Annotated in this window: 20 protein-coding genes; 5 read left to right on the top strand and 15 right to left on the bottom strand. The window is 50.4% G+C overall.

Annotated features, from left to right (window positions below):
* The first annotated feature begins 48 nt into the window (after positions 1-48).
* Positions 49-2,775, top strand: coding sequence for an aconitate hydratase AcnA (acnA, locus tag JOD01_RS11735; RefSeq protein ID WP_204518517.1), 2,727 nt, complete (start codon positions 49-51; stop codon positions 2,773-2,775).
* 67 nt (positions 2,776-2,842) lie between these two features.
* On the opposite strand, the gene JOD01_RS11730 is transcribed toward acnA, so the two are convergent.
* From JOD01_RS11730 to JOD01_RS11715, 4 genes are all read right to left on the bottom strand, one after another.
* Positions 2,843-3,211, bottom strand: a complete 369-nt coding sequence (locus JOD01_RS11730) for an SHOCT domain-containing protein (RefSeq protein ID WP_204518516.1) — start codon at positions 3,209-3,211, stop codon at positions 2,843-2,845.
* A gap of 93 nt (positions 3,212-3,304) precedes the next feature.
* A complete protein-coding gene (locus JOD01_RS11725) occupies positions 3,305-3,994 on the bottom strand; it encodes an aspartate/glutamate racemase family protein (RefSeq protein ID WP_204518515.1) in 690 nt (229 codons plus the stop codon).
* Positions 3,995-4,097: 103 nt separating this feature from the next.
* Positions 4,098-4,841, bottom strand: a complete 744-nt coding sequence (locus JOD01_RS11720) for an IclR family transcriptional regulator (RefSeq protein ID WP_204518514.1) — start codon at positions 4,839-4,841, stop codon at positions 4,098-4,100.
* Between the two features lie 188 nt (positions 4,842-5,029).
* Complete coding sequence (locus JOD01_RS11715; RefSeq protein WP_204518513.1) at positions 5,030-7,519, bottom strand: DNA translocase FtsK; 2,490 nt, start codon at positions 7,517-7,519, stop codon at positions 5,030-5,032.
* A gap of 194 nt (positions 7,520-7,713) precedes the next feature.
* Between JOD01_RS11715 and JOD01_RS11710 the strand changes: the two genes are divergently transcribed.
* On the top strand, positions 7,714-8,904 hold the full coding sequence (locus tag JOD01_RS11710) for a hypothetical protein (protein ID WP_204518512.1): 1,191 nt from the start codon (positions 7,714-7,716) through the stop codon (positions 8,902-8,904).
* A 170-nt stretch (positions 8,905-9,074) separates the two neighbouring features.
* Here the strand turns inward: JOD01_RS11710 and JOD01_RS11705 are convergent, their stop codons facing one another.
* From JOD01_RS11705 to JOD01_RS11685, 5 genes are all read right to left on the bottom strand, one after another.
* Positions 9,075-9,512, bottom strand: a complete 438-nt coding sequence (locus tag JOD01_RS11705; protein WP_204518511.1) for a DUF350 domain-containing protein — start codon at positions 9,510-9,512, stop codon at positions 9,075-9,077.
* Positions 9,513-9,535: 23 nt separating this feature from the next.
* Positions 9,536-10,765, bottom strand: coding sequence for a glutathionylspermidine synthase family protein (locus JOD01_RS11700; protein ID WP_204518510.1), 1,230 nt, complete (start codon positions 10,763-10,765; stop codon positions 9,536-9,538).
* A 9-nt stretch (positions 10,766-10,774) separates the two neighbouring features.
* On the bottom strand, positions 10,775-11,050 hold the full coding sequence (locus JOD01_RS11695; RefSeq protein WP_204518509.1) for a hypothetical protein: 276 nt from the start codon (positions 11,048-11,050) through the stop codon (positions 10,775-10,777).
* A complete protein-coding gene (locus JOD01_RS11690) occupies positions 11,047-11,508 on the bottom strand; it encodes a hypothetical protein (protein WP_204518508.1) in 462 nt (153 codons plus the stop codon). The genes JOD01_RS11695 and JOD01_RS11690 overlap by 4 nt, the downstream gene beginning before the upstream one ends.
* 142 nt (positions 11,509-11,650) lie before the next feature.
* Positions 11,651-12,430 (bottom strand): inositol monophosphatase family protein, encoded by a 780-nt coding sequence (locus tag JOD01_RS11685; protein ID WP_204518507.1) that lies wholly within the window; start codon positions 12,428-12,430, stop codon positions 11,651-11,653.
* Between the two features lie 199 nt (positions 12,431-12,629).
* Here JOD01_RS11685 and JOD01_RS11680 point away from each other — a divergent pair, with 199 nt between their 5' ends.
* Positions 12,630-13,007: a hypothetical protein gene (locus tag JOD01_RS11680; protein ID WP_204518506.1), complete on the top strand. Its 378-nt coding sequence runs from the start codon at positions 12,630-12,632 to the stop codon at positions 13,005-13,007.
* Between the two features lie 58 nt (positions 13,008-13,065).
* Here the strand turns inward: JOD01_RS11680 and JOD01_RS11675 are convergent, their stop codons facing one another.
* The 6 genes from JOD01_RS11675 to glcT all read right to left on the bottom strand — a co-directional run bounded on the left by JOD01_RS11675 (position 13,066) and on the right by glcT (position 18,519).
* Complete coding sequence (locus tag JOD01_RS11675) at positions 13,066-13,542, bottom strand: PaaI family thioesterase (protein WP_204518505.1); 477 nt, start codon at positions 13,540-13,542, stop codon at positions 13,066-13,068.
* A 195-nt stretch (positions 13,543-13,737) separates the two neighbouring features.
* Positions 13,738-14,655 (bottom strand): DUF7916 family protein, encoded by a 918-nt coding sequence (locus tag JOD01_RS11670; protein WP_204518504.1) that lies wholly within the window; start codon positions 14,653-14,655, stop codon positions 13,738-13,740.
* Positions 14,656-14,667: 12 nt separating this feature from the next.
* A complete protein-coding gene (gene nagE, locus JOD01_RS11665) occupies positions 14,668-16,113 on the bottom strand; it encodes an N-acetylglucosamine-specific PTS transporter subunit IIBC (RefSeq protein WP_204518503.1) in 1,446 nt (481 codons plus the stop codon).
* A 138-nt stretch (positions 16,114-16,251) separates the two neighbouring features.
* Complete coding sequence (nagB, locus tag JOD01_RS11660) at positions 16,252-17,001, bottom strand: glucosamine-6-phosphate deaminase (RefSeq protein WP_204518588.1); 750 nt, start codon at positions 16,999-17,001, stop codon at positions 16,252-16,254.
* A 52-nt stretch (positions 17,002-17,053) separates the two neighbouring features.
* Positions 17,054-17,545: a PTS sugar transporter subunit IIA gene (locus tag JOD01_RS11655; protein WP_204518502.1), complete on the bottom strand. Its 492-nt coding sequence runs from the start codon at positions 17,543-17,545 to the stop codon at positions 17,054-17,056.
* Positions 17,546-17,673: 128 nt separating this feature from the next.
* Positions 17,674-18,519 (bottom strand): glucose PTS transporter transcription antiterminator GlcT, encoded by an 846-nt coding sequence (glcT, locus tag JOD01_RS11650; RefSeq protein ID WP_338028553.1) that lies wholly within the window; start codon positions 18,517-18,519, stop codon positions 17,674-17,676.
* 391 nt (positions 18,520-18,910) lie between these two features.
* Here glcT and ilvD point away from each other — a divergent pair, with 391 nt between their 5' ends.
* Complete coding sequence (gene ilvD / locus JOD01_RS11645; RefSeq protein ID WP_204518501.1) at positions 18,911-20,587, top strand: dihydroxy-acid dehydratase; 1,677 nt, start codon at positions 18,911-18,913, stop codon at positions 20,585-20,587.
* Positions 20,588-20,730: 143 nt separating this feature from the next.
* Complete coding sequence (trmB, locus tag JOD01_RS11640; RefSeq protein WP_204518500.1) at positions 20,731-21,375, top strand: tRNA (guanosine(46)-N7)-methyltransferase TrmB; 645 nt, start codon at positions 20,731-20,733, stop codon at positions 21,373-21,375.
* Positions 21,376-21,427: the final 52 nt, after the last annotated feature.

The raw sequence follows: 21,427 nt of genomic DNA, 5'->3' as shown, positions 1-21,427 counted from the left end.
CTGAGTTTCATCAGACGAAACAGCAGTAGATCTAAGGAGGTTATTGCAATGGCAAAGAAAGATGCTTTCTCGGTCAAGTCGCCGTTGCAAGTGGGTAACAAAACGTATCAATATTACCGCTTGCAAGGGTTGGAAGAGCAAGGTTTCAGCGAAGTTTCCAAGCTGCCTTTCTCCATTAAAGTTTTATTGGAAGCTGCTATCCGTCAGTTTGACGGCAGAGCGATTACAAAAGAGCACGTAAATCAATTGGCCAACTGGACCAAAGGACGCGACAGCAACCAGGAAGTTCCTCTTATGCCCGCTCGCATCGTTCTTCAAGACTTTACGGGTGTTCCTGCAGTTGTCGACCTGGCCGCTATGCGGATTGCGATGAAACGCGCCGGCGGCAATCCGGAACGGATTAACCCGCTCGTGCCTGTTGATCTTGTTATTGACCACTCTGTCATGGTTGACGAGTTTGGTAGCGATAAAGCCCTTGAGGCAAACATGAAACTGGAATTTGAACGGAACGGCGAACGCTATCGCTTCCTTCGCTGGGCGCAAACCGCTTTTGACAATTTCCGCGCCGTACCACCGGCTACCGGGATTGTCCACCAAGTAAACCTCGAGTATTTGGCAACGGTTGTTGCTACCCGTGAGTCCGATGGCGAAGTGGTTGCCTTCCCTGACTCGCTGGTTGGTACCGACTCCCATACGACGATGATTAACGGTCTGGGTGTACTCGGTTGGGGCGTTGGCGGTATCGAGGCAGAAGCCGGTATGTTAGGACAGCCGCTCTACTTTGTTACCCCGGAAGTTGTCGGTTTCAAACTGACCGGTACGCTGTCCGAAGGCGCGACCGCGACCGACCTCGCTCTCACCGTTACGCAAATCTTGCGCAAACGCGGCGTGGTAGGGAAATTCGTGGAATTCTACGGTCCTGGCTTGTCGAACATCTCGCTGGCTGACCGCGCTACCGTTGCCAACATGGCGCCGGAATACGGGGCAACGATGGGCTTCTTCCCTGTGGATGCGGAAACATTGAACTATCTGCGTCAAACCGGACGCGATGATGAGCAAATTGCCCTTGTCGAAGCTTACACCAAAGCGCAAGGCTTGTTCCGCACGGACGATACTCCCGATCCGGTCTTCTCGGAAACAATCGAATTGGATCTGTCTACAGTCGTACCGAGCTTGTCCGGTCCAAAACGTCCGCAAGACCGCGTAGAGCTGACTAACATGAAAGAGTCTTTCAATACCAGCTTGCGTGCACCAATTGAAAAAGGCGGCTTTGCCTTGAGCGAAGAAAAAATCGCCAGCCAAGCGGAAGTAACTTATCCAAACGGCGAAAAAGCGGTATTGAAAACAGGATCGATCGTGATCGCGGCGATTACTTCCTGCACCAATACGTCTAACCCAAGCGTTATGCTGGGCGCAGGGATCGTAGCGAAAAAAGCGGTGGAAAAAGGGCTGAAAAAACCGCCGTTTGTAAAAAGCTCGCTCGCTCCAGGCTCTCGCGTAGTTACCCAATACCTGATCGATACCGGGCTGATCGAACCGCTCAACCAGCTTGGCTTTAACGTAGTCGGCTACGGCTGCACTACCTGTATCGGTAACTCCGGTCCATTGCCTGAAGAAACCAGCAAAGCGATCGCTGACAATGATCTGACGGTAGCAGCCGTATTGTCCGGTAACCGTAACTTTGAAGGCCGTATTCACGCGCAAGTAAAAGCAAACTACTTGGCTTCCCCGCCATTGGTTATTGCCTACGCCCTGGCTGGAACCGTGGACATCGATTTGACCAAGGAACCGATCGGCATTGGCAAAGATGGCCAACCGGTTTACTTGAAAGATATCTGGCCGACTCAGGAAGAACTTGCGGAAGCAATGGATAAAGCGATGAATCCGGAAGTATTCCGCTCTCAATATGGTCAAGTGTACACAGCAAACAAAGCATGGAATGAAATCGACGCACCGCAAGGCGAACTGTACGAATGGGATGAAAAATCCACTTACATTCAAGAGCCTCCTTTCTTCCAAAACCTGACCGGAGCAGCAGGCCATATCGAAGAAATCAAAGGAGCGCGCACGCTTGCTCTGTTCGGCGATTCGGTAACAACCGACCATATCTCGCCTGCAGGTAACATTTCGCCGACCAGTCCGGCTGGCCGCTACTTGCAAGAAAATGGCGTGGAACGCAAAGACTTCAACTCTTACGGCGCACGCCGCGGCAGCCACGACGTGATGATGCGCGGTACGTTCGCCAACATTCGCATTCGCAACCAGGTTGCTCCTGGCACCGAAGGCGGCGTGACCAAATATATTCCTACCGGCGAAATTATGTCGATCTACGATGCGGCTATGAAATACAAAGAATCCAGCACGCCGCTCGTGGTTATGGCCGGAAAAGAATATGGTACCGGAAGCTCCCGCGACTGGGCTGCAAAAGGTACATTCCTGTTGGGTGTGAAAGCGGTCATTGCGGAAAGCTTTGAACGGATTCACCGCTCCAATCTGGTCGGCATGGGTGTGCTTCCGCTGCAATTTGTGGAAGGCACCAACTGGAAGTCGCTCAACATTGATGGAACAGAAACATTTGATATTCTTGGCTTGAACGATAACATCCAACCGGGTCAAAAAGTCACCGTACGAGGCACTCGCCAAGACGGCAGCACCTTCGATTTCGATGTGATCGTTCGTCTGGACAGCATGGTTGACGTCGACTACTATCGCAATGGCGGGATTCTGCAAACTGTGCTCCGTCAATTGCTGGATGACCAAGTGTCCGTCGGCTAATTGCCGCAAGACAAAAAGGCAGTGGGGAATGGCCCCGCTGCCTTTTTTCTGTTGACCATCACTTTTGTTACCATCGCTCTTGCATGATTTCCGCCCGTTTCCGCTCGTATTCTTCCCGATTGATCACTCCGTCGCGATACAGACTCTCCACTTTGCGCATACGGCTGTCAAAATCGCTGGCAACGCCAGGCGGCTGACCTGTTGCGCTATTCCCCTCCAAATCGATCTCATAGGAGGTCATCCCTTTGTTTGTAAACAGTTGATACACGCTCATGCCGGTAATCACACAGGCAATCAGTGTCCATAAAAAGCCGAACGCGCCAAACGTCGGGATAACCTGAGTGATCCCAATGAAAATAAACACAATCCCAATAATGACTCCAGCCAGTGACGCCGGTCGACTCGGCCGAACATTCACTCTCCCTCTTCTTGCCATGAAATCAATCCCCCTTTGGCTATGCCATGCTTTGCTTTCCGCCGTTATCCTCACCCTTTGCTTTCCGCTGGACTTTTGGACAGTTTCATTTTCTTAGGCTAAAGCCAATTTTACCGCTTCAGCCGCATGGATTCGGGTTGTATCAAAGAGGGGTACTTCTGAATCTTCTGCATTTATCAACAAGCCGATCTCCGTACATCCCAAAACGATTCCTTCCGCTCCGCTTTCCACAAGACGCTGGATGACTTGTTTGTATGCTACTCTCGAGGACGGCACGATTTTTCCCAAACATAATTCCTCATAAATGATCTTGTTTACCAGTTCACGGTCCGCCTGTTGCGGAACGATTACCTTCAGTCCGCTTGCTTCCAGGCGCGCTTTATAAAAGTCCTGCTCCATCGTATATTTGGTGCCTAACAACCCGATCGTACGAATGTTCTGTTTTTTAATTTGCGATGCCGTGGCATCGGCGATATGCAAGAGCGGGATGCCGACAGTTCCTTCAATAGAAGCGGCCACCTTATGCATCGTATTTGTGCAGATCAGGAGAAAGTCCGCCCCTCCTTGTTCCAAAGAAAGAGCCGCATCCGCTAAACATTTGCCGGCCAAATCCCATTGACCTTCCGCCTGATAACGCTCAATCTCTGCAAAGTCAACGCTATACAACAAACATTGCGCAGAATGCAATCCGCCGAGTCTGCGCTTCACTTCCTCGTTGATCAACCGATAATATTCGGCAGACGATTCCCAACTCATGCCACCGATCAATCCGATTCTTTTCATTTCAATCCACCCCTCTAAATAATGACGTTGTCAGGGCTTGATCCGTTACAGGCAAGACCCTCCTAATAAAAAAGCCGGATTAACTCCGGCATTGAACTTGCTATTATTGGACCATATTGCCCATGCGAGTGGCGGCTTCGATCATCGGGATGGCGTATTCCGTCATTTTCTCTGCGGTAAGCCGATTGGACGGTCCCGAGATGGCGAGAGCGGCAACCATTTTGCCATTATGGTTAAAGATCGGGGCTGACAGCGCGGCTGTGCCCAATTCCCGTTCTTCCACACTGGTCGCATACCCTTGTTTTCTGATCTGTTCCAGCTGTTGGCTAAAAGCCTGTCGATCGATGTTATCCGGCCAGTTTTGCTCGGACAGCACTTCCTGCTGAATCTCCGGATCGGCATAAGCAACCAGCACTTTGCTGGATGCGCCAACCGTTAAAGGCATACGGGCCCCGATTGGAGCAACCCGCCGTACTGGATGATTGCTTTGAACAGCCTGGATGCGCACCCGCTCCAGCCCATCGCGGACGTACAAGCTGATCGTCTCCCCGACCAGGTCACGCAAACGTTCCATTTCCGGCAACACCAGAATGGCGGGATCATCAGGATGGGTCAAATTGGCTGATAATTCCCAAACCCGATAGCCCAAGCGGTATTTTTCCGTCTGTGGATTACGGATAACGAAGCCTTTGGCTTCCAAAGTGGCCAACAGCCGGTGGACGGTGCTCTTATGCAAATCCAGACGACTGGCGATCTCGCTCAATCCCAGGTTGGTCGCCTCGGTAAAGCATAACAGTATATCCAGTGCACGCTCTACGGCCCGCACCGTCGATTTTTGTTCTTCCATTTTCTCACCTGCCCTTGAAGCAACCGGCCGCTTTTTCACACAAAAGTGCCGATCGCGTCACTGAATTGACATGGTACCGTTCCTTTTCTGTTTCACCAGATGAAATATCGTTCTATTTAGTATACTGGAATCCGCGCCAAAATAAAAGAGTTCCCTGTTGTCAACAGGGAACTCCCTTCCATCACAAATTACAGCAGGCTCGTGCCATCGCTCAAAGCTTGCGCATCTTCCCGCGTAATCAAGACCGCGCGAGGCTTTCCGCCGCTATGGCCGGCTACATACCCCTCTGTTTCCATCATCTCGATCAGCCGGGCTGCCCGGTTGTATCCGATGCGGAACCGACGCTGCAATGCCGATGCGGAAGCTTGGCCTTGTTCCGTCACGAACAGCAACGCCTCGAAAAACAGCGGATCTTCGCCCAAATCGTATGAATGAACGGACTGTTCCAATTCCTCCTTGCTAAAGAGGTATTCCGGTTTTCGCTGTTTTTTGATCGTCTGGACAACCCGCTCGATCTCGTCATCGGAGACATAGTTCCCCTGCAGCCGAATCGGCGCCGCTCCGCTTTCCAAAAAAAGCATGTCCCCGCGTCCCAGCAACCGTTCCGCGCCAGACTGATCCAGGATAGTCCGCGAATCGACTTGAGAGAAGACGGCAAATGCCAACCGGCTTGGCACGTTTGCTTTAATATTGCCCGTGATCACATCGACCGAAGGACGCTGGGTCGCCAGCAGCAGATGAATGCCGCAAGCTCTCGCCTTTTGGGCAATACGGATAATGCAGTCTTCCACTTCTTGCGGAGAAACCATCATCAAGTCAGCCAACTCGTCAATAACAATGACCACAAAAGGCAGCGGCTCGTCGGTCGTCAGGTTATACCGGTCAATATCCCGCACTCCCGCTTCCACAAACAAAGCATATCTCTTCTCCATCTCCTCGACCGCCCACTTCAACGCGGCGGTGGCCTGCTTGGCATCTGTGACTACCGGCGTTACCAGATGAGGCAGATGATTGTAAGGAGCGAGTTCGACCATTTTGGGATCGATCAGCAGCAAACGCACTTGTTCAGGAGTTGCCTTAAATAACAGACTGACGATGATCGAATTGATACAAACGCTTTTCCCTGAACCGGTGGCACCGGCGATCAATCCGTGCGGCATCTTCTTGATATCGGCGACAATCGGTTCGCCTCCGATATCCATCCCCAAGGCAATGGCCAACGGAGACGGATGCTGCAGAAATTTATCCGACTCCAGAATACGCCTGATGAATACCGGTTCGCTTTTGATATTCGGCACTTCGATTCCAACAGCGTTTCGGCCGGGAATCGGCGCTTCAATCCGGATATCCTTGGCCGCCATATTCAACTTGATATCATCGATCAAGGTCGTAATTTTATTCACTTTGACGCCGGGGGCCGGCTGCACCTCAAAACGGGTCACCGACGGCCCTTTAACGATTCCGACCACCTGAGCGCTGACGTTAAAATTGGTTAACGTTTCTTCCAACAGCTGGCGCTGCTCCAGCGTATATTCATAAAAATCCTGGGTCACAGGCGGTGACGGGTTGAGCAAGTGCAGACCGGGAAGTCGGTAGGCCGGTTGCTCAACCGGCTGTTCCAGCTTCGATTTTTGCTGTAACGGTTCTGCTTCCGGCTCGGCAACAGGCTCCTCCAGCACCGGGGTTGCTTCCGGCTCGGCAACAGGCTCCTCCAGCACCGGGGTTGCTTCCGGCTCGACGACAGACTCCTGCAGCACCGGGGTTGCTTCCGGCTCGGCAACAGGCTCCTCCAACGCTGCTGCCGCTTCTGTCGTCACACTCGTCATGAACGCCGCTGAATCAATCGATGGCGCAGATGGCGAAAACCGACTGTTCTCAGCCGATTCGCCCTCTGTCTGTTGGGGTGCTGCCTCCACCGCTTTGGATTCCTCAGTGGCAACGGCCGCCCATTCTTTCTCTGCTCTGCGCAGCTCCAGTGCTGCATGGACAGACTCCTCTTTTTCTTCCCTGTTCTCCTGCTGTTGAGATTGGCTCGAGTAAACTTGCTCACTGCCGCCATGCTCCACATTGCGAAGCGGCTTAATTGCTGGCGGCAAGGCCCGCTCTCCTTCATCCGCCTTTGGCCGCAAAGCTTCAAAAGGTAACTCGGTTTCGGATTGTCGTGTCGTCTGAACAAAACGGACTGCAAGAGCCGGTTCTCTCTGGGCAAATTGCGCTGGCGAGTCAGGCTGCGAGTCTGCATCTGTCCGGTCTGCTGACAATTCTCTATTCGTTTTCGGCTGTTCTGCCTTTAAACGGCCATGGATCGGAGAAATCAGCTCGCTGGGACGATAGCTTGTTTTTTCTTCGCGTGAAGTTTCCGCTTGTGCTTGCGATCGATAGGGCTTGCTTGCTTCCCGCGCTCGCGCCTCCTGTTTTGCCATATGTATGGAAATGGGCGAATCGTCCCGTTCCGGTCGCTTTTGCGGTTCATTGTCGGGGATGACCGGAAAACGGAATTTCCGTTCCTTTTGTTGGTATCTTTGAACTGGCTGGCGATCGTTTACACGTTCCCGCGGATAGATGTTTTTCGTGCGCACTTGTATGTGACGGGTGGTCGGTGCAGCGGGTGTTTGGCCTGCCTCGTCCCGCTCCGGTTCTCCAAATACATCCAATAGCTTTTTCAGCCACGACCACATTTTGCAACGTCCTTTCTAGTTAGCGATTACTTGTTTCTCTTACCATACCATCTTAACATGAAATTGAGGTTTGAATTGGCAATTTGCAATTTTTTTCGGTAATTGGTGAAACTTTTTCCTTTCCTTTTCGTCTTAACAATCGTGTACTTTGCTGTTACGCGCTGAATTAAATTACACAAAAGGAGGAAAACGCTATGTGGAAAAAACTAGGTTTTCTATTTTTAGCAGCTGCCTTTGTCCTGTCGGGTTGCGTCGGTGAAACCTCTTTAATTGGCCAATCCGTTGTCGCATCCCTCGACAATCCCAACTATCAATTTCAAGGAACACTCAAATTGACGAGCGATCCCCAGTCATTGCTGGCATTGGCTGACGATCCGGACAATGAAGAAGCACAAGCGCTGCTGGAGGCTTTGCACGCCGGCGTGACCATTAGCGGGTCCGAAAGCGATCTGGAGAACGCCAAATTTATCATAAAGGCAAACGATGACAAACTGCTTCGTGAAAACGGTCTGTGGACAGGAGATGAGCCAGCGTCGCTCGAACTGTTGGCGGCCGATAACGAAGTCTATCTGAAAACGCCGCTGGACAGCAAATATTTGAAACTGGATACATCGGAACAATTGGCTGCGGAAGATGCCGCACAATTGAAAAGTTTTCAAGAGCAAGCCAACAAGCTGATCATCGACTTTGCCAAAAAATATGTCAGCACATTTGGTTACCAGTTCTCTGATGCACAAAATCTGGGCACAGAAACAGTAAAGCTGCCCACTGGCGAAAGTGTTAAAGCAACCCATGTGGCGCTCACGCTCGATCTGAAAGAACTGGCCAACATGGCGCTGTTCGCCGCTCAAGATGCCACCACCAACGCAGATCTGAAACAATTTGCCGTTGAATTCCTCCTCCTGACCAACTCGCTTGCTCCGGAAGGCGACGCGCAAAACGTTTCAGCCGAGCAAAAACGCGCGGAAGCAGCAGCGATGGTCGATCTTGGATTGACCCAATTGAAAACCTGGTTGGCTACCGAAGGCAAAGAATATACGCCGGATAAAATCGTGGAAATGGCGAAACAAGAAGGTCTGGAAAATCTGACGTTGAAACTGGATTACTATGTTGACGACAACAAAATGCCTGTTCGTCAGATCGGAAACCTTTCCCTGACGCTCAAGAATACCGATCAACCGACAGCCAAGCCGGTCACCATTGCTTTCGAATCTGACACGTATTCCTGGAACTTCGGAAAAGTGCCGGCGATCGCCGCACCAACAGCGGAAAATACGGTAACAACCAAACAATTAACCGAAGATGAAGATGCCATGAAAGCCTTTGACGAAAACGGCTTCCTTTATCCCCTGATCCAATCGTTTCAGGAAGAAGCAAGCTATTAAATCCATACGCACATTGATGATTTCGATACGGCAGTAAAAACGTCCGGGCAACGCCAGCTTGCACAGCAAGTCAGTGTTGTCCGGACGTTTGTTTTTTAATGCCAATTCCCGGTGCAAATCGGTCTGGGCGCGTCTCCAACAGGAATTCCGTGAATCCTCCTCAAGAGATGCTAGTAGCTGAGCAATGCAGCCATCAGCACACCTGCGGTAATACTTAAACGAGAGGCAAAAATGCCAACGGCGACATTGCCCTTCGGAATCTCGGATACGACTTTAAACGGCGTTAATAGTTCAAACAGATAAAAAACGATCACTTGAAAGATCGTCCCGACAATTCCCCAGATTAACAGATCAAGCAAATCGACAGAATGGTAGATCGCTGACCCCAATACAATGGCCAAGCCAAGCAGTTTCCCGCCCAGATCGTGAGCGGCCGCTTTGGCGGCTGCTACTTTTTGCGGATCGGTCGTATCCGCCCCCTCTTTCAGCAACTGAAATTCCTTATAGGGTGTTGTAATCGTAAAAACCAACAGGCCAAAACCCATTAAAGGCAAGGTAACGCCCAAATAAGATAAAAAATTAAGAAAATAAAACGATTGCCCCTCCATCTTCTTTCCCCCAAATCATTCATTTATTGGAGCCCTACCGGTAAATAGTAGGATAAATTATTGGTAATACGGCCGCCTAAACGGGCGATGATCGCAGAAGGTTTGCCGTTGATCAAAAAGGAACCCCACAGCAGATGCCCGTGATACTTGCCTTTCAACGTGTCTGTCTCGACAATGGGAAGGTCGACAAATCGCTGGTAAATCATCGGCTGGTCCCAATAAAATTCTTCCTGATCTCTCTCCAGTGTTTCCCCTTGCCGGTCGTGCAGCACGACTCCGCCGCCCTCACGTCCGAAAATCGGCTTGCTGACAAACCGCTCGCGGCCAAGAAACCGGTTTTCAAAGTATGTCGGCAGCATATAGGTTTCGACCGTTTCATGCTCTTCCCTGGTAAAAAACGCATTCGATTCATGCAGATTCCAGATCAACGCCTGTAGGGCCTTGGTTTGCAGCAGAAAGGCCGACGGCGGATTGATTACCGCCAATTTTTTTTGCGCAATCAGCTCAAGCAGGTGTGGTCCGGTTGGATAACCATCGGTATCGTGCTCCTCCGCCAGTTTTTCCAAGGCATGCAGTCGATACAGGAGATCAATGGGCAAAAATTGATCGTCTTGCAAGGCGTACAAGCGATCTTCAAACAAGCGCAGCTGTTCCAACCCAATAAAACGGCCGGGAAGTCCCGAATGGTTTAATAAATACAGCGTGGTTCCTTTGTCTTCTTCGTGCCAATCAAGAGCGCTAAAATAGATGTGTTCCGTCCGGTAACCCATGCTCGCATATTTTTGCCGAATCGATTGAAACGCCTCTGTCAGTTGTTTCGCCATTCCCTGATTGGGATTTTTTGCTCCGTAGGCATCACAAATGTGCTGGTTTACATGAAAGGCTTCGACGATCCCAGTCGGCGTGTCACTGTTGAATTCGAGCATTTTCAAACCTTCAGCCGTTTGCGCAAAATCAAATCGGCCCACAAGTGTCGGCAATTCATGCACTTGCAGCCGGCAAGCAGCGAGCGCCGCTTCCGGAATCCCCAGCTCCCTTAACAAAGCGCTGTCGCTTTGCTGCAATACAGGCAAGACCTTTCCGTATATGCGTGCCAATCGCTCCGTTGCTTCGGCCAATTGCTCGCGCAGACGATCCGGAATCAGATGCAGGGAAGCGAGCGCGTACTCTTCATCATACATGCAGTCCCAAGTGAAGATTCCTTCTTCACGCAACGGTTGATACAACTCTTCTCGTCTCAATGCATAATTCATGTGATCATCCTAACTTGAACTGGAGTGGCTGGAGCTGCCAATTCCGCCTTTGGCACCCGTGGTAATGGCCGACGGATTTTTGGCATATTTGCTTGATCCGCTGCTGTAAGAACGGTAGGTCGATCCAGAAGACGACCCCGAGCTGCCGGAATCATCGTCGCAATAGCCGTCATTGTCGCCATCATAACAATCATTGCTGTTTGAATAGGTCGTACTGGAACATCCGGAGACCGCCAAGGAAGCTGTCAAAAACATGCTAACGATGACAGACGTTTTCTTCATCATGCCTCTCCCTCCTCAGACGATCGCACATAGAGAATATATACTTCCCGGTCCTCATCGATCTCTGCGGAAGTTTTTTCCCATTCCTGTCCATCCCAGTATAAATAATCGCTTAACAAATGGAGCAATGCCTCTTTTTCGTCGCGAAAATAATGCGTATGAAGCAGCGGATAATGGACGGTTCCTTCCCGAAAATGGCGAAGTTCGATTTGGGTCTGCCCCCAGCGATTTGCTGCCGTATTCCAGTAATCAACCGCCTGCTCTTCCGAACTGATTTTCACATAAATAACGCCGACATCTTGCTCCATTGCGCATGACATTTTTTCGTATACCCGATGATCTTTTACCAGATAATCGCAAGCAAACCGCATAGCCATCTCCATGTTGTCGATGGAGTTGTAATAATACAAAACCGGGTATTGCTTTTGCTCATCCAATAAACGATATTCTAATCTGGCCAAGTACGCCTCTCCTTCCTGAGAATTCTACCTTAAACTATTACGTTTCAGGGAATGAAAGGTTTCCCGCTTTTTCCAGTAAATTTTTACCAATAAAAAAAGCCAGCTTGCCTCAGCTGACTTCTTGCGGTCATTTTCCTCCCGTTTACTCCTCTATTAACATTTGGCGAATTTGCTCGTGCAAGGGCCCGCTGGAAGCGATCAGCGAAGGAAATTCGCGGGAATCAAACGGTTGATGCTGATAAGGCTGGCCTTGCCAATCCGTCACTTTTGCGCCTGCTTCCCGGGCAATCAAAATGCCGGCCGCTACATCCATAATACCGGAACGCTCCATGACGATATAATCGATCCAACCGTGCGCCAACAAACACCAGTCCAGCGCCGGAGCGATAGTTCGCAGCAACCGTTTCGTTTGCAACATATACGGTCTGGTGACGGCCAATTCATGTTCTTTCGTCATTGTATCTCGCCCGCGGATGTAAGAACCGACCGCTTTGACCAGCTCCGTCCGGCTGGAGACCGCCAATCTTTTACCATTTAAATAGGAACCTTTGCCTTTCTCGGCCCAGAACATTTGGTTCGCTATTGGATTGTAGACGACTCCGAGCACGATGTCGCCCTTATGCTGCAAAGCAATTGATACAGAGAAATATGGATACCCGATAAAGTAATTGTTCGTACCATCGAGCGGATCGACAATCCAGAGGTACTCGTCCTCGCGATTGACCAACCCTGCTTCTTCCGAATAAATCGTATGGCTGGGAAAGTGGCGATGAATGATTTCCATGATGCGCCTTTCGCTTTCCTTGTCTTCCGGTAGTTTTACGTCATTGTGCGATTCCAGATCCGGAATGAGCTGTTGGGTAAATCGTTCCTTCAAATATTCTCCTGCAAAAAGCGCAGCTTCCTTCGCAATTTCGATCATGTGCCGAACTCCTTTTCAGTCAACCTTTTCAACTCCACACAAACATCATCGTATCTTATCCCGACAGCCCGGGCAACCCCCCGCAACTCCGCCCATAAATTTCCCTTGCCTGATCTGCACAAAAATGACTAGAATAAATAGATCGATTCGTTTTTTTCTTTCAGCGTTTTATGGCATATTCAAGGAAGGGAGCTGACACATGAATAGCGACTTTATCCGTCTAAAAAATCTGGAAGGCGAATTAAAGCTCAGCCAGATCAATAAAAGCCTTGGCTGCTCGGTTACCAGCAAGGAACTGGTCTTTTTCAAGCCGCATGTGACCTATCACCTGTTTTTGCATGATATTGTCAGCATCGTACCTGTTCGCCTGGATTCGGCCCCGATTTCCTTTCGTCACAAGCATGAATTGATTCGCGCCGAATTCAGCTCTGATTATTATAAAGTATCCGTCAAATGGGCTCGGGTGGTCACCCGTTCAGGGGTGGCGGAACGTGAAAACCCTGAATTTATTGTGCCGCTCTCCGACAAAATGTTGCGTTATGTTGCCGATTACAGCGGATTGGTCGTTATCCCCTAGTCTGCAAGCAACGTTGAGAAACCTCTGGTCATCCGGAGGTTTTTTGTTGCTTCTGCACTCAGCGTTTTTGCAAGACCATAAAGGTAGCCGTTCCGTGCGCCAACAGGCGATCTTGTTCATCATAAATATTGCCCTGGGTGACAATCAAGGTCTTGCCGCGATGTAAAATTGACGCTTCCGACCGCAGTTTCTCGCCTTTCCCCGGCAGCAAATAGTTGATTTTCAGTTCAGTCGTCACGGCAAACTGATCAGCAGGCAGTTTTTTGTTAATCATCATGCCCATCGTCGTATCCAGCAATGTCGCCAAGATGCCGCCATGTACGATCCCCACAGGATTATGAATAAATGAAGTGACGGGCATTTCAATCTGATACGTTTGTTCGTCGCGAAAGCTTCCCTGTATGCCAAGGAAAGCGGATAAGTAAAACTGCTGATCTTTCCGTTTTTGTTTAATCGCTTGCACAGTGAGAGCCAGCAGCTGCTTTTCCTCTTCGCTGCCGTTTTCCCATATATCCTGCCATTCTTCTCGTTTCATCTTCACTCCTCCTCAGTACTATTGTAAAGAAAATGGCCAATGATTTCATTAGTGGTTCAACAGCGAGCGTCCGATGTTGCAGGCAGTTGTGCCTTCGCTTGCTCCGCCTTCTGGCCTGAACCCGCCTGAAAAACAAACACGGCAGTGCGGAAACGTTCCACACTGCCGTGTTGTATAGGGGTCAAGCTTTGCCGTTTATCGCAAAACGGAAGTGGCCATTCGAATGTAGGTATGCCGCTTTCCGCGAATAACGATGGAATATTGCATGATGTTCTCCGGAATCGCCATTCCGGCATAACCGGCATCGCCGATGTGATAAAGATCCGCTCCCGCCATTTTGCTGAAGAGCGCGATTTGCCGGATCGTTGCTTCGTCGGCGCCTTCCTGACTCGTACCGGTAGCAAGCAAAGCCAATGCTCCCTGTTTTTTCACAATCGAAACCATCTTTTGCGCAAGTTCCAGCGTAATTCCCGGTACGGTCCCCGGCGAGGGCAGCAAAATCACATCGGCGCCCGCTTCGATAAAGGAAACGATCTCCGCCTCGCCAACAATGTTCGTTCCCGCTTCACCGGCCACTCCCGCTCCATGCATCTTTCCGGCAATAATCAGCGTATCGTTTCCCATCACCTCTCGGGCCAGCACGATCGCCTGGAGAATTTCCGCATTGGTGACACCGGTTTTCGGATTGCCGGTCAGACAAATGAAGTCAAACCCCAGCTTCTTGGCTTCCGCAAACGTTTCCCGGGAAGCAAGCCGGCCTTTGGGCAGCTCCAGCAGCTGCTCCGCCTGTTTGGCCTGCGGATCGACCGGCTCCAAATTGAGTCCGATCGGTCTCCCGGTATACGCCTTTAATTGGTTCACTACCTGCGAAGGGTCGGTTACGGTTAATCCGGCAAATTCCGGCTGAAAGACATCAAACAGGTTGAGCAAAAGCAGATCAGCGCCAAACGCAGCGGCCATCTCCGCATTGGTGACATTGGGAAACAGGGGAGCAACAGCGCCAATCACTTCCGCCACCAGCACGCGCCCCTCGGAGGCTTTGATCGCTTGTTTCAGCTCCGCTCCGTTCATTTGACGAAAATCGGAAGCGGTACAATCCAATAATCGTTTCATGTCGACCATCCCCTACATCTTTTTAATCTCTTCCATAATCCGTTCCGACTGGGCGCCAAAGACGACCTGCACGCTGCCCTGCCCCAGTTTCATGACACCGGCAGCACCGAGCTCTTTCAAACCTTTGTCATCGACAACTTTGTCGTCGTGAAGCACCAAACGAAGCCGTGTTACACAAGCATCAATGTTTTTAATATTTTCCTTGCCGCCGATATAGGCCAACACCTGTTTCGATTTTTCCTGCAAATCGGCATTACCGCCGCTCGTCTTGACTGCCGGTGCTGTCTCGTCATCTTCCCGCCCTGGTGTCTTCAGGTCAAGCTTGACGATCAGGAAACGGAACAGGAAGTAATAGATCACTGCCGCAACCAGGCCAATCGGGATCAACCATAGCGGATGGGTAGCCAGACGGAAATTGACCAGATAGTCGATCAGACCCGCTGAGAATCCGAAGCCGTGTTTAATGCCGATCATCGTCACGATAAACGCGGTAACCCCGGATAAAACAGCATGGACAAAGAACAGGAACGGAGCGACAAACATAAAGGCAAATTCAATCGGTTCCGTAATCCCTGTTAAAAAGGAGGCAAATGCGGTGCCCAGGAATAAAGAAGCGATCGCTTTTCGTCTCTCCGGTTTGGCCGTATGAATGATCGCGAACGCCGCACCTGGCAAGGCAAACATCATGATTGGGAAAAAGCCGGTCATAAACATGCCCGCCGTCTTGTCACCGGCAAAGAAGCGGTGCAAGTCGCCATGAACGACATTGCCAGTGGCCGGATCGGTAAAGTCGCCGATCTGGAACCAGGCGATCGCATTGAGCACGTGGTGCAATCCAAACGGAATCAGCAAGCGGTTGAAGAAAGTAAACAGACCGGCTCCGATTGCGCCCAAGTCTACGATGAATCTGCCGAATGTATCCAACCAGTTTTGAATCGGTCCCCAAATAAGTCCCAAAATGAGTGCAATAATCACCATACTGATGGATGTTATGATCGGCACAAACCGTTTTCCGCTGAAGAATCCCAACCAATCAGGCAATTTGATGTCATGATAGCGGTTATAGAAAAACGCCGCGACACCTCCGGCCAGAATCCCGCCAATTACCCCCATGTTCAGTTTCAAGTCCTCGCCCAATCCAAAAGCGACCGGCACTTTTGACTGAACCGTCGTCAAGACCAGGTAAGCGATTACAGCGGCAAGGGCAGCGACCGCATCGCCAGCCAGACCAATGGCCACGCCGACAGCAAAAATCAGGGAGATGTTGTCAAAGATCGCCGAACCACCCGCTGCCAAAAATGGAGCAATGTACTGATTCAAAAATCCCCCTACCGTCTCACCCAGTTTAAATTGGCCGATATAATCGACCGATCCAAAGGCGAGCAGCAGCGATGCGGCCGGAAGCGTAGCAACCGGAAGCATCAAAGCTTTCCCAATCTTCTGCAGAAAAGCCAGCATAAAAAAACCTCCTTTTAATGAATAAAATGTATCAGAAAGTCCGTTTCCGGGGAAAAAACGGACTTCACTGCCGAAAATAGCGATCGCCCTGGCACAGGAGCGAGGTTCATCCAGGAGGCGGTAACCCTAAACCGTCGGCTATCGTCCGGAAGGCACCTGGTCAACAATCAGCGATGCCGCTTCCTCATCCAGGATCAACATGACATGCGGATGCAACTGCAAAACGCTGGCGGGAATATGTGGATCAACGCGGCCGCTGAAAATCTGCTTGACCGCTTCCGCTTTACTCCGTCCGCTCGCCAAAAGCAAAATCGAACGCGCTTTCATGATGCTGCCGATGCCCATAGTAATGGCGCGGTGCGGCACCTCTGCTTCGCTGGAGAAAAAGCGGGCGTTGGCTTTTCGCGTTTTTTCCGCCAATTCGGTGATATGGGTAGATACCGTGAACGTATCGCGCGGCTCATTGAAACCGATGTGCCCATTTTGGCCGATCCCCAATATTTGCAAATCGATGCCGCCGGCTTGCTCAATTTGCGCTTCATATTGACGGCATACGGCTTCTGCATCATCAAATATTCCCGGCGGTACGTGAATATTTTCCGGGAGAATATTAATCTGCGAAAACAGCCGCTCCCACATGAAATGATAGTAGCTCTGCGGGTGATCGGTAGAAAGACCGACATATTCGTCCAGATTAAAGCTGGTCACTTGCTGAAAATCAAGGCCCTCCTGCTGATGCATCCGAATCAATTCCGCATACATGCCGACCGGAGTTCCGCCTGTTGCAAAACCAATTACGGAGTTCGCTCTTCGTTTGATTTGTTGGGCTACGCAATCCGCTGCTTTGCGGCTTAAATCCTGGTAATCTTTCATCACATTGATTTGCATCACAGTCTGTCCCTCCAAACGTTTGCCAGCCGTGTTGAGTCGTCTTTTCAAGCTATTTCAATGTCAAATGGATCACTTCGTCTTTTCCGGCGGTTACCGCTCCTGCGGCCGTAACATTCTTTTGTTCGATGACCGTTTCGTCCGTCAACAGGATGGGCGTAATCGTCGGACAGCCGGCTTCCTGCAACACATTCAGATCAAACGCGATCAACTTGTCACCCGCTTTTACCTGATCTCCGGTCTGCACATATGGCGTGAATCCTTTGCCATCCAGCTTGACAGTATCAATCCCGATATGAATCAGCAACTCGACACCCGCTTCGCTAATCAAGCTGATCGCGTGGCTGGTGTGAAACAGATGAGCCACTTTTCCGTTAAACGGAGCAAGCAGCAGGCCTTCGCTCGGCTGAATGGCAATCCCGTCACCAGCCATTTTTTGCGAAAATACCGGATCGGGCACTTGTTCCAATGGTACGACGGTTCCCGTCACCGGTGCGAGCATGCTGACTTCTTCTTTGCGCTTTTTCTTGAACAAATTAAACATGTTGTCAATCTCCTTCTCAAAGCGTAAGTTATGGCATGTTGCAGCAGAAAAGGCATGAGATAAGAAAGGCAATATGGTAGAACCATGATTTCCATTCTTAGCTCATGCCTAGTCGAACTAGTAACACGCTATTCATTTTCTTTTTCCCGATAAGGCAATTGTACCAGACGAAACAGATGCATGGCCAAATATCCCACTTCATCATCCGGCAAGGTCGTTTCCAGCCGTTCGGCAATATGGCTGGCCAACTGTACCGCCAGTTCGTATTGTTCCGGCAATGTCAGTTTGATTCGCTCCAGCAGCGGATTGACGATTGGCTTTCCCTCCCTGATTCTGTCCAGAGCGAAGCGCAAATGGGTAATCAGCCGTACATAATCGACAGAGTTGCGTTGAATCGGCTGCTGGCTTTTCGCTTCGATCATTTGCACCAGTTCACCGATCAGATTGGTAAATTGCACCGTTTTGGTGATGGGTACATAACTGACCGCGGAATGGATATGTAAGGCAAGAAAGCCGATCTCACTTTCGGGCACGTCGATATCAAAAGATTGTTTGATCATTTCCGCCGCTCTTTTGGCCAAGGCAAATTCCTGGGCATGCAACGTCTGGATTTCAAACAGAAACGGATTGACGATCTCCAAGCCATTGCGCAGACGATAAATGGCAAACTGGATATGATCAGGCAGGGCAACGTGAATATGCTCGTTGATCTGCGGCGTAATTTCCCTGGTAATGAGTGCGATAATCTCCTCGGCGATGCCGATAACGGAATGATCAAGCCGGTCAATTACCGTTTGATACTGCCGCTTGTTGGTTTCGTTCTCAAGCCGGAACCGCTTTTCCAGCCGTGGATCGTCGGTGACGATTTTCTCCCCGGGTTTCCGGCCAAAACCGATCCCCTTGCCGAGCAAAACCACTTCACTTTTGGTCACCGGTTCCTCCACTAGTACTACATTATGGTTAAAAACCCGAATGATGCTATAGTCGTGCCCGTTTATGACCCAACACCACCACGCGATTAATGCAAAACGCCTACTGGTCAGCCTTGTCTGTTTAACAAAATAAGAGCTGAAAATAACCCCTATGAAAAGGCTTTTCCCAGCTCGTCTCCGCTTAACCAGCACCAATAAGATCGTTATCGGTTCGTTTCTCATCATTATAATAATGCGATAGTCTCTTGTCAATTGACGATGCACATATCCCGCCGGCCCATGCGATCATCGGTTTTAAGACAGAAAACTGTCTTGACATTTCGAACTGAGCGAATGTTCAGAGATTTACAGTTGTCTCTCCCCGTTTATAGTGATACGATAATTCAAAAAATAACGAATCATATAGTCCTGATAATTGAAGGGAGATTATAAAATGGTCAAGCGTAGAAGCGACATGATTAAAAAAGGATTTGACCGCGCTCCGCATCGCAGCTTGCTGAGAGCCGCGGGTGTAAGTGAGGAAGATTTCGATAAACCGTTTATTGCCGTCTGCAACTCATATATCGACATCATTCCCGGGCATGTCCATTTGCAAGAATTCGGAAAATTGGTAAAAGAGGCAATCCGGGAAGCCGGCGGGGTTCCTTTTGAATTTAATACCATCGGCGTCGACGATGGGATCGCGATGGGGCACATTGGCATGCGCTATTCCCTGCCCAGCCGGGAGATTATCGCCGACAGTTTGGAAACCGTCGTTTCCGCACACTGGTTTGACGGAATGATCTGTATCCCCAACTGCGACAAGATCACCCCGGGGATGATGATGGGCGCACTGCGGGTAAACATCCCGACGCTGTTTGTCACCGGCGGGCCGATGAAAGCAGGGAAAACGAAGGATGGCCGCTCTATTTCCCTCTCTTCCGTTTTTGAAGGCGTCGGCGCTTACCAAGCGGGAATCATCGATGACAGTCAGCTGCAAGAATTGGAACAGTTCGGCTGCCCAAGCTGCGGCTCCTGCTCAGGCATGTTCACCGCCAACTCCATGAACTGTCTGGCAGAGGTGTTAGGCTTGGCCTTGCCAGGAAACGGCACGATTTTGGCAACTTCACCGGAACGGCGCGAATTGGTGAAAGCAACTGCCGCCAAGCTGATGCATCTGATCGAACAAGATATTAAACCCCGCGACATCGTTACGCTGGAAGCGCTGGATGACGCTTTTGCGCTCGATATGGCAATGGGCGGGTCGACCAACACCGTCCTGCACACATTGGCTTTGGCGCATGAAGCTGGCGTGGAGTATTCCCTGGAGAGAATCAATCAGGTTGCGGAACGTGTTCCGTATCTTTGCAAACTGGCTCCCGCTTCCGAGTATCATATTGAAGATTGCCACAATGCCGGCGGTGTCTCGGCTATTTTGAAGGAATTGTCCAAAAAACCGGGAACCTTGCATCTCGATCGGATTACCGTCACCGGAAAAACATTGGGCGAAAACATCGCCGATGCGGAGATCACCAATGAACAAGTAATTCGTCGCCTCGATAATCCTTACAGCGAAAAGGGCGGGCTTGCCGTATTGTTCGGCAATCTGGCTCCGGAAGGCTCGATTATCAAAACCGGCGGGGTCGATCCATCGATCAAACGGCATGAAGGGCCAGCCATCTGCTTTGACTCGCAGGAAGAGGCGCTTGAAGGCATCGCAACCGGCAAAGTAAAAGAAGGTCATGTTGTGGTTATCCGTTACGAAGGACCAAAAGGCGGACCGGGAATGCCGGAGATGCTCGCTCCTACCTCGCAAATCGTCGGGATGGGCCTAGGCAAAAAAGTCGCTCTTGTGACCGATGGCCGGTTCTCCGGAGCATCGCGCGGAATCAGCATCGGGCACGTTTCCCCCGAGGCAGCAGAAGGCGGCCCGCTCGCTTTCGTCCAGGACGGCGATATCATCAGCATCGATTTGGAGGACCGCTCGATGCAACTGCAAGTGTCGCCTGAGGAAATGGCCAAACGGAAAGCGGCCTGGAAAGGCTTTGAACCAAAAGTCAAAACCGGCTATCTCGCCCGCTACTCCAAATTGGTGACCAACGCCAGCTCCGGCGGAGTCATGAAAATTTAACCAGATCATCCCAAACCTGTCCTGACTGATCAGGACAGGTTTTTTTTGCTTACCGTATACGCAATTTTTGCTATTGAAACGATTCCGATTGCATTATAAAGTAGAAAAAGCGTGTATTAGATTGAATTTGCTTGGAGGTAACTATGCGATTGCGCAATATCCCCGGTGCGGAACAGGCACTGCTTGAATATCCAACCTTTGTTGAACAGCCCACTGATTATAAAACTCGCTGGCATGAGCGCTTCCAAAACGATCACCCGATCCACGTGGAAATCGGCTGCGGAAAAGGCCGGTTTATTACGACATTGGCAGCCAAATATCCCGAGATCAATTTTATTGCCATCGAATTGAAGGCGGAGGTCGTGCTTCGCGCAGCCCAACGGACCGAGCATCGCCCGATTCCCAATTTGGCCTTTGTGCAATATAATGCCGCCCAGTTGACCGATCTGTTCGGACCTGGTGAAATCTCACGGATATACTTGAACTTTAGCGATCCATGGCCGAAAAAACGTCACCACAAGCGGAGATTGACCTATTCTTCCTTTCTGCAGTTGTACAAGCAAGTGCTGAAACCGGATGGCGAACTGCATGTCAAGACAGACAATGAACACTTGTTTGAATTTACGTTAAACCAATTGTCTGAAGCGTTGTTCCAAATGCGCCATATTACGTTCGATCTGCACCATTCCCCGTTTGCGGAAGAAAACGTCTTGACCGAATATGAAGAGCGGTTTTCTGCTCGCGGCCAGCGCATTTATCGCGTCGAAGCGATCTGCCGCCCGAACTGACAAGTGAAACGCAAAACGCTTCCGTTCTTTTCAAACGGAAGCGTTTTTTGCT

The sequence above is a fragment of the Brevibacillus fulvus genome, from assembly GCF_016908525.1.
GTDB lineage: Bacteria > Bacillota > Bacilli > Brevibacillales > Brevibacillaceae > Brevibacillus_G > Brevibacillus_G fulvus.
Note: the sequence above shows the minus strand (reverse complement) of the source record. Positions and strands in the feature narration are given on the sequence as shown.